Origin of the sequence: uncultured Mucilaginibacter sp. (assembly GCF_903893715.1) — a bacterium.
Taxonomy (GTDB): domain Bacteria; phylum Bacteroidota; class Bacteroidia; order Sphingobacteriales; family Sphingobacteriaceae; genus Mucilaginibacter.
Genome location: NZ_CAITNG010000147.1, coordinates 1 through 9,255, shown reverse-complemented (window position 1 = coordinate 9,255; position 9,255 = coordinate 1). Strand labels below are relative to the sequence as shown.

Below are 9,255 nucleotides of genomic sequence, written 5' to 3'. Positions count from 1 at the left end.
TTTACGCAGCGTACCCCGGTGAGCGGCAAGGTACAATACGGTAAAAGTTTCGATTCGCCCGCTTTGTTAACGTGCTGCATGGCTACAATGATGTTATCGGCACTGGCCACCAGGTCCATAGCTCCGCCCATGCCTTTTACCATTTTACCGGGGATCTTCCAGTTGGCGATATCTCCGTTCTCCGACACCTCCATCGCACCCAAAATAGTGAGATTTACTTTTTTGGCGCGTATCATACCAAAACTCATCGCCGAATCGAACACGGCCGAACCGGGCAGCATGGTAATGGTTTGTTTGCCCGCGTTAATGGTATCGGGGTCTTCTTCACCTTCAAAAGGGAACGGGCCCATGCCTAGTAAGCCGTTTTCCGATTGCAGCACCACATCCATATCTTTCGGGATATAATTAGCCACCAGCGTTGGGATACCAATACCCAGGTTTACATAGTAGCCGTCCTTAATTTCGCGGGCAATGCGCTTGGCAATATCGTTTTTATCGAGCATGGGATGCTGGTTTATAGTTACATCAAAGTTAAACAGTTCAAACAAAATTTCTCATTTAAAAAAATCTGCATATCTTTGTATTTCTGCTTCGCAGTGCATTCATTATTACCGGGTTACTCCTAAGTATGTCAGCCTTCCCGCTCCGGGAATTAAATACTCAGTAAACGGCAAACATATCTTTATTTAAAAAAACATGAATCAACCAACATTTGATTATAACTCGACACGCAGTAAATTACTGCTAACGGAGTACGGCCGTAATGTACAAAATATGGTAAAGTACATTGTTGCCTTACCGACAAAAGAAGAGCGCAACAAATACGCGCAAGTCGTTATCGACCTGATGGGTTTTTTAAACCCGCACCTGCGCGATGTGGCCGATTTTAAGCACAAGCTGTGGGATCACCTGCATATCATATCGAACTTTCAGATCGATGTAGATTCGCCTTACCCGCCGCCAAGTCCCGAAGCAATACATTTAAAACCGCAGCCCTTAAAATATCCGCACCAGCGTATCAAATACAAGCACTATGGTAAAACCATCGAGCTGATGATATTGAAGGCAAAAAGCATTGAAGAGCCCGAGCGCCGCAACCACATGGTACAGGCCATCGCCAATTTTATGAAAATGGCATACGTGCAATGGAACAAAGATTCGGTGGCCGATGAAACCATTTTTGCGCACCTGCGAGAACTATCGGGCGGGGAGCTAAAGCTGGACGAAAGCATTAACCTGAACAAGGTAGAATACCGCAGCACCCATAAAGTGGAAACAGCCAGCCGCGGGCGCGCCAACAACAACAATCAAAACAACAACAACCGTGGGCGCACCAATAACAACAATCAAAATAATAAGAACAACCAAAACCGTAATCGCCCCGGTGGCGGTGGCCGGAAGTACTAAGTCTTGAGTTATAAGTCTTGAGTCGTTAGCCCTTAGTGAGTAGTTTTTCTAAAATTTATCTATTAACTTCGGTTCGACTTCGGACTCCAAACTAACGACTTCGGATTCCAGACTAACGACTTAAGACTAAAACTAAAAATGGGTGCATTTGAAATTCGCGGTGGCAAACCGTTAAAGGGCGAGATAACCCCGCAGGGTGCAAAAAACGAAGCTTTACAGATTATTTCGGCGGTACTGCTGACCGACCAGAAAGTGACCGTTAGTAATATCCCTGATATTGTTGATGTGAACAAGCTGATAGAACTGCTTGGCGACATGGGCGTTACCATCGAAAAGACAGCGCCCGATACCTATATTTTTGAAGCTAAGGACATCGACCAGGAATTTTTCCATTCGGATGTTTTTAAAGCCAAAGGCGGCAGCTTACGCGGATCCATCATGATTGTAGGACCCTTGCTGGCACGTTTTGGTAAAGCCGCCATCCCGAAACCTGGTGGTGATAAAATTGGTCGCCGCAGGCTGGATACCCACTTTTTAGGTTTCGAAAAGTTAGGCGCCAGGTTCGATTATAACCCTGATACCGGCTTTTTTAATGTCGACGCCTCCAACTTACAGGGCACTTATATTTTGTTAGACGAAGCATCGGTTACAGGTACCGCAAATGTGGTAATGGCGGCTGTTTTAGCCAAAGGCATTACAACCATTTACAACGCGGCCTGCGAGCCCTACCTTCAGCAACTTTGCAAAATGCTGAACCGTATGGGTGCCAAAATAAGCGGCATCCGCAGCAACCTGCTTACCATAGAAGGCGTTACCAAACTGCACGGCACCGAACACCGTATGCTGCCCGATATGATCGAGATAGGTTCGTTCATTGGCCTTGCGGCGATGACGGGTTCAGAGATCACCATAAAAGACGTACACTACGACGAGTTGGGCATGATACCCGACGTGTTCAGACGGTTGGGAATAAAGCTGGAGCGTCGCGGCGATGATATTTATATCCCCGCGCAAAAACATTACGAGATAGAGACCTTTATCGATGGCTCTATTATGACCATTGCCGATGCACCCTGGCCCGGCTTTACGCCCGACCTGCTTAGCATCGTTCTGGTAATAGCCACGCAGGCCAAAGGTTCGGTGCTGATACACCAAAAAATGTTCGAGAGCCGTTTGTTCTTTGTGGATAAGCTGATCGATATGGGTGCGCAAATCATCCTGTGCGACCCACACCGCGCTACCGTTATCGGTTTGGACAACCAGGTAAAGCTACGTGGCATATCGATGACTTCACCGGATATACGGGCCGGTGTATCACTGCTCATCGCGGCACTATCGGCAAGCGGTAAATCTACCATATCCAACATTGAGCAAATTGAACGTGGTTACCAGTACATTGATCAGCGATTGATTGCCCTGGGGGCGGATATCAAAAGGATATAAACAAAAAATAGCGATGGGTTTGAAACTCATCGCTATTTTGTTTTAAATGAAATATGTCTTGTCATACCGTTGTATCAGTTCCGGAAGCAGGCTCATCCTCAAAATCGCGGGCTGTTTTAACTTTCTTAAATATTCCGGCACCAATAAGGGCAATCAACGCGCCAATCGCCGCATTAAATATCGCCACGCCGAACGCGCCAAATATAGGGCCGTATTTTATACCCATATTTATGGCTTGCTCTATCTGATCGTCAGAAAGGCCTTTGGCAACCATACCGGCCCTACCGGCCTCAATAGTTTTGGCAAAAAAAGCAGGGCTCAAAATGGCACAATACAAATAGGTAAACACTGCGCCTAACAGTCCGTTAAAAACAGCAAACCTGAAGCCTGCAGAAAAGCCTTGGTTAAACGTCAAAAAACCGCCTAACGAATCTTTAAACTCTTTCTGGGTCAACAACAAACCCGCTAAAAAGGGTAAGAGACCAATATATTTTATTGGGTTATTGGGATCTAAATTCGAAAGTTGGACAGCATAAGTAATAACAATGTTGAATACCAAGCTAATTAGCGCCCATTTGGTCGCAATTTTTGTTGGATTAGGAGGCAAAGGGGTCAATTGATCTTCCATGTGTTAATTGTTTAAGGTTGGTTAAAGGTCTCTAATATACTAAATACAGATAAATCAAAGTCTTTATTTACAGCATTTTGCGCGATACTTTTCTTAACATCTGTTGAAGGCTGCGGATCGTAAAAGAAACACATCACGGGATAAAACAACTCTTTCAACTCCGACTCCTCATCCACACTTGCTGCAACCTTGGCAATTTCTTCAGTACTGCTTTCCATCAGTATCTGGTTGGCTATCATATCCTCGTAAATGCGGTACTCGTCCTGAAACTCGTCTTCCTCCACTAATAAAAACTCTTTTAAAAAGTCTTCCAGTTCGGGTTCAATTTCTTCATCATGGCATTCGTTCAGGTAAAGCAACACGTTGAGCAATTCGGTACCGCGGTCGAGCGTGTCTTCCTCTATCTGCTCCCACTCAGGCGATTCGAGGTAATCCTCTTCCAGCTTGATCACATCGGCGCTAAAGAAGTTCATCAGCAGCAGATCGAAAAATACCTCGCGCAATTCTTCCAGTTGCGGGTAGCTATCGAAAACTTCATCGAGTAATTCAACCTTCGATACAAAGTCCTCCTCCGATGAAAACACTTTCACCAACTCATCATTGATCGCCTTCGCGTTCAGGCTTTTACTTTCAGCGTACAGCTCTATCGCATTTTGGATAGCTAACTGTATTTTGGGATCCATCATTTTTTGTTAAGATTTAAATATCTGATTATTGTTACAGGTTAACAGCACTTTGCCGGTTAAAGCTTGATCAATAAAAGGGGAATTGTATGATTTTGACAGGTTATTTTGTTTGGTAAAGGTCCATTGTTGTTTGGTATCAAAAACAACCAGATTGGCCTTTTGGTTTGGGGAAATGGAAGGGATTTCGGTATTTAATATTTTGCGGGGGTTAAGGGCCAGCTTCTCAACGATCATGCCGATAGGCAAGCCTGCCTGCACACATAGCGAAAACGCGGTTTGCAGGCCGATCATGCCATATTCGGCAACCTCGAACTCCACGTCCTTAAACTCCACTTCGTGCGGGGTATGCTGCGATACGATGGCATCAATGGTGCCGTCTTTTAAGCCGGTTATGAGCGCATCAACATCGGCCTGGGTACGTAAGGGTGGTTTTACTTTATATTGCGAATCGAAGCCTAACAATGCTTCGTGGGTGAGTACTAAGTGATGGGCGGCAACGTCGCAGGTAACTTTGGTGCCTTTGGCTTTTGCCTTGCGTACCAGGTCGACCGCGTGGGCGGTGGATACCGTGGTAAAATGTATAGGTGACCCTGTATATTCTGCCAGGTACAAATCGCGGGCAACCATCAGTTCTTCGGCCAGGGCGGGTATGCCCTTCATACCTAATAAGGTACTGATATTGCCTTCGTGTACTTTTGCTTTGCCTGCGATGGCTTTATCTTCGGGGTACGAGAAGATGAGCGCGCCAAAACCCTGCGCATATAAAAGCGCACGTTCCATTAAACCGGCATCCTGCACAGGGTGTTTGCCATCGGTAAAGGCTTTGGCCCCGCTTTGAAACATGTCGTACATTTCGGCCATGTCTTTGCCCTCACATTTATGCGAAATGGTGCCCAATGGGTAGACATCCACCAGGTTTCTGTGCGCCTTATTGAGGATAAACTCTACCTCCGATTTTGAATGTACCGGTGGTTGTGTATTGGGCATCAGAGCCAATCCTGTAAAACCACCTGCCGCTGCTGCTTTGGTACCGGTATGCAAATCTTCCTTGGTTTCTAAACCCAACTCGCCGATGTTACAATTAAGGTCGAAAAATCCCGGCGACACATATTTCCCCGTTGCATCAAACGCTTCAACGTCCGACTTGATATTCGGGGCTACCTGTACAATAACGCCTTTTTCAATCAAAATATCGGCAACTTGCTGGTTAAACGGAGAATTTGGATCGGTAACAGTAGCGGACTTGATGAGCAAATTCATGTATTGCGCTTTTTGCTATTGGTTTATGAAATAGGTACCGAAAACACTTGTTTTTCGGACTGGTAGAACCTGATGAGCAATATTTCGGCCGCCAGGCTTAACAGCGACAAAATTATACAAAGTTTCCATAATTCAGCACCCCTATTTGCATTAACTACCACGTCTTTTAACGATGGCCCCGAATTTTCGAGAATGGTATTGCCCTTGCCGCCCATTTGCGCTTTTAACTCCGCATCGTCAACATAAGTCAGGTCGCTTTCGCTGCGGTTATTGTTAAAGGCCAGCACCGCAATGGTGCTGTCTTGCTTTTTCAGTTCGTAGTTCCCGGGCTCGTGCACCTGGTCGCTCAAATAAAGTTGGGTGCCCCCCTCCTGCTGCCGCACATCGGGTATGATGCTCAACTGCTCTTTGTTCAGTTTTAGTATTTCCTTGTCGGATGTCTGGATGGGTTGTATCTCCACGCTTTCGTCCTGCCCTATGGTGTACGATAAAGGCGCGTCGTGCCCGCTCAGCAAGGCTATCCTGAACATCAATGGTACAAACAGCGCATGGTGTGCCAAATTACTGTAATCGTCCTGCAAAGGCACGGCCGATACATATATCTTGCCTCGTTTAGCCGAGTAATCGCCAAAGAAGGTTTTCTTCCCCGGCAGTTCCATCAATGTTTCCCCAAAGGCATTTGCCGGTTGGCTCAGTTGGTAATATTTGCTGATGGTGGGCAAGTCGGGATTTTGCGGCAATTGCTCGAAGGTATTTTTAAATACCTGGCTTTGCAGGTTTACCCCGCTTACTTTACTTTTTTGGTCTGTTTCCTTTTCGGGATATGCCGCGCCGATGGGTTGTAGTAAGGATTGATAACTGGTCAAATCCGCGCCATCCGCGGGGAAAACCACCAGCGTACCGCCATTGCTTACATAGCTTTTTAACTGTTGCGACAGACCGGTAGAAATGGATTTAACATCCGCCAATACCACCAGAGGGTAAGTGGCCAATCCAGCGTAATCCACGTTGCCGTAGTGTACGGCCTGCGGGTTAAAAAACGGGTCGGTATTAAAAACAGCCTGTAAGTATTTGTTGGGTGTGCCGCCATCAACCAGTAAAACCGGCATTTGCTGCTGCACTTTAAAGCTAAAGTAAAACTGGTTATCAAAGCTAACGGGGTTATCTTCCAGTGTAATTTCGCCATGCTGCCAACCAGCCTGCAATCCCGAAAAGGACAACGTATCATTTTGTACGGCCCTTTTATCAATAGTAAAACTGCCGATGGCCTTTTGCGCGCCGTTGATAAGCAGTTTGAGCGGTATCTTTTCAGCCTTTTCATCGGCATAGTTATGCAGGCGTACCACCATTTTTTCACTTTCGGCGGGGCGGTGCACGGCGCTGAGCAGCCAGGCTGAGTCGACCGCCACATTGGGCAGCGAGGTTGCCTTTAACCTGATCAGGCTGATGCCTGTTGCGCTATCGGCCTTAATAGGATGGTCGGTAAACAAATTCTTCTGGAAATCCGACAGGATATAAATATTGTTCACCGCATTGCTTTGCTGCCCCAGCAAACTTTGCTGCCGGTTAATGATCTGCTGTAGTTTACGGCTTTGGGGACTTATTTTTATTTTATCCACCTCATCATTAAACTCGTCGCGGTTAAGCAAGCGTTGGTGCCGGCCCTCAAAATCCTGAGTCAATAATTGAAAACGGTCGTTAAGGTTGTAGGCTTGGGCTATCTCTTTGGCGCGGGTGCGGGCTTCGTCTAATAAAGTACCCTCGCGGTTAATGGTAAGCATGGAGTACGAATTATCCACGAAGATGGACACGATATGCTGTTTGCCAAGGTGGGTATCCTGTTTGGATGGAATATACGGTCTCGCGAAAGCCAATACCAAAAAAAACAGGGCCAGCATACGGGCAATAAGTATCAGCAGCTTTTTTAAGTTCTTTTTGGAGGATTGTTGCTGCTGAATATTTTTAAGGAACTGCACATTGGAGAAATACACCTTTTGGTACCGCCTGAAATGGAACAGGTGGATGATATAGGGTATAGCCAAAGCCAGCAGCCCCAGTAAAAATGCAGGATAGATGAAATGCATACAGGTAGGTAAATATACGGATTATGTTGCGGTTTTATTGTAACGATTTGATTGAAGTTCGGGCTAAAGCTTATGGGTGTTTTCAATTGTCATGGCGAGCGATAGCGCGGCAATCTCAGCGGACATGTAGTCGACTTGTCTCTGAGATTGCTTCGTTCCTCGCAATGACACGATTCAAAAATTATGGGTATTTATGGGTATATCAAAAAATTACATACAGTATCTAATCATCCCCATATTTTGCCATTTTTTCAATTTACAACTCTTTTTTCACCCCAAATCATGGGTATTTATGGGTGTTTTAAACAAAAAATTAGGCACTATTTACCATTTTGATAAACCGATACCCATAGCCTTGATGGCGTCCTGCATTGGTAACTATGGGTGTCCAAATAATTATTCAAAGAACTTTTTTTTCGCCAACCATTGCACATAATCGGTTCGATACAATATAAGGAAAATTTGTGGGATGATAAAAAATATTTGAAGACCGTTACCATAAAATCATTTGCATCCTTTGGCTAACGGACAAATCCTCAAATCTGCACATTGAACACATCCCTCAACGTCCGTTTCGCGGCATTATACCCGCACATGCCATGTACACCGCCGCCGGGCGGGGTTGATGAAGAGCAGATATACAGGCCTTTCGCCGAAGTACGGTACGGCGAAAGCCTTAGCGCCGGACGGGTAAACAACTGCCCGAGATCGGTAATGCCGCCGGCGATATCGCCGCCGATGTAGTTAGGGTTGTGTTCCTGCATTTGGGCGGTATCCATGGTGTGCCGGGCCAGAATGCGCTCTTTAAAACCGGGCGCGAAACGCTCTACCTGGTTTTCGATGATGGCCGTCATATCCTTAGCCGAACCATTGGGCACATGGCAATAAGCCCAGCCGGTATGTTTACCTGTGGGCGCGCGGGTAGCATCGAGCAGACTTGGTTGAGTAAGCAACACAAACGGTTTTTCGGGGTGTTGGCCATCCCATATTTGTTGTTCGGAGGCAACTATTTCATCGTAAGTGCCGCCAATGTGCAAGGTACCCGCTTCGCGGCATTGCTGGGCCGTGAAAGGTATAGGTTCGGCCAGGGCCCAGTCGATTTTAAAAACGCCCATGCCATAGCTGTAACGCTCCAGTTGCCATTTGTATATGGACGAGAATTTATGTCCGGCTATTTGCAATAACTGTCGCGGTGTAACATCAAACAACACGGCTTTTACCGACGGCAATTGGCTGAGCGAGCTGACAAAGAAATTAGTTTCAATTTCCCCGCCAAGGGAAACAAAATAGGCAGCCAGCGCATTGGCAATGTTTTGCGAACCGCCTTTCGGGATAGGCCAGCCACCCTGATGCGCCAGGGCCAGCAACACGGTACCAAAACCGGAGGTAGCCATATTGGTCAAGGGTTGCATGGAGTGTGCCGCCATACCCGCGAACAGGCTCTTGGCTTGCACGGTATCAAAACGCCTGACCAAAGTACTTGCGGCCGACAATGCCGACCAGCCAAACCGTGCCATTTCCATGGGATGTTTGGGAAAGCCCAATGGCCCCAATACCTCGGCATCAATATCCGGCCACGATTGGATGATGGGCCCGAAAAGTTTGAGATAGGCCTGCTCATCCGCGCCCAACGCTTTAGCGGTTTCGGCAAGGGAATGGTTACAGAAAGCAGCCGTACCGTCATCAAAAGGGTGCGCTGCGGCAATTTCGGGGTAGATATATTCCAACCCAAATTGCTGTAAGGGCA

The 9,255-nt window shown here is 46.6% G+C and carries 8 protein-coding genes; 2 read left to right on the top strand and 6 right to left on the bottom strand.

Going from position 1 to position 9,255, the window contains the following annotated elements; genetic code table 11:
• The coding region (locus QZX97_RS17770) for a 3-oxoacid CoA-transferase subunit B (protein WP_295654501.1) at positions 1 to 503 on the bottom strand (503 nt) is incomplete at its 3' end.
• A 193-nt stretch (positions 504 to 696) separates the two neighbouring features.
• Between QZX97_RS17770 and QZX97_RS17765 the strand changes: the two genes are divergently transcribed.
• Entirely contained in the window at positions 697 to 1,407 is a 711-nt protein-coding gene (locus QZX97_RS17765) for a DUF4290 domain-containing protein (RefSeq protein WP_295654500.1), read from the top strand.
• 138 nt (positions 1,408 to 1,545) lie between these two features.
• Positions 1,546 to 2,850 (top strand): UDP-N-acetylglucosamine 1-carboxyvinyltransferase, encoded by a 1,305-nt coding sequence (gene murA / locus QZX97_RS17760; RefSeq protein WP_295654498.1) that lies wholly within the window; start codon positions 1,546 to 1,548, stop codon positions 2,848 to 2,850.
• 61 nt (positions 2,851 to 2,911) lie between these two features.
• On the opposite strand, the gene QZX97_RS17755 is transcribed toward murA, so the two are convergent.
• The 5 genes from QZX97_RS17755 to QZX97_RS17735 form a co-directional block, all read right to left on the bottom strand.
• The gene (locus QZX97_RS17755) at positions 2,912 to 3,478 is read right to left on the bottom strand and encodes a DUF4199 domain-containing protein (RefSeq protein WP_295654496.1); all 567 of its coding nucleotides are present in this window, start codon (positions 3,476 to 3,478) and stop codon (positions 2,912 to 2,914) included.
• A gap of 11 nt (positions 3,479 to 3,489) precedes the next feature.
• Positions 3,490 to 4,164 carry a hypothetical protein gene (locus QZX97_RS17750; RefSeq protein WP_363152833.1) on the bottom strand — a complete coding sequence of 225 codons (675 nt, stop codon included), beginning with the start codon at positions 4,162 to 4,164 and terminating at the stop codon, positions 3,490 to 3,492.
• Between the two features lie 6 nt (positions 4,165 to 4,170).
• Positions 4,171 to 5,424, bottom strand: coding sequence for a dihydroorotase (locus tag QZX97_RS17745; RefSeq protein WP_295654494.1), 1,254 nt, complete (start codon positions 5,422 to 5,424; stop codon positions 4,171 to 4,173).
• A gap of 23 nt (positions 5,425 to 5,447) precedes the next feature.
• Entirely contained in the window at positions 5,448 to 7,508 is a 2,061-nt protein-coding gene (locus QZX97_RS17740; RefSeq protein ID WP_295654492.1) for a BatA domain-containing protein, read from the bottom strand.
• Between the two features lie 536 nt (positions 7,509 to 8,044).
• The coding region (locus QZX97_RS17735; RefSeq protein ID WP_295654490.1) for an NAD(P)/FAD-dependent oxidoreductase at positions 8,045 to 9,255 on the bottom strand (1,211 nt) is incomplete at its 5' end.

What these genes read in the sequence shown, in the direction of transcription:
- QZX97_RS17750 (WP_363152833.1), bottom strand. Translation starts at nt 4,164, where the DNA reads ATGATGGATCCCAAAATACAGTTAGCTATCCAAAATGCGATAGAGCTG.
- QZX97_RS17755 (WP_295654496.1), bottom strand. Translation starts at nt 3,478, where the DNA reads ATGGAAGATCAATTGACCCCTTTGCCTCCTAATCCAACAAAAATTGCG.
- QZX97_RS17765 (WP_295654500.1), top strand. Translation starts at nt 697, where the DNA reads ATGAATCAACCAACATTTGATTATAACTCGACACGCAGTAAATTACTG.
- QZX97_RS17740 (WP_295654492.1), bottom strand. Translation starts at nt 7,508, where the DNA reads ATGCATTTCATCTATCCTGCATTTTTACTGGGGCTGCTGGCTTTGGCT.
- murA (WP_295654498.1), top strand. Translation starts at nt 1,546, where the DNA reads ATGGGTGCATTTGAAATTCGCGGTGGCAAACCGTTAAAGGGCGAGATA.
- QZX97_RS17745 (WP_295654494.1), bottom strand. Translation starts at nt 5,424, where the DNA reads ATGAATTTGCTCATCAAGTCCGCTACTGTTACCGATCCAAATTCTCCG.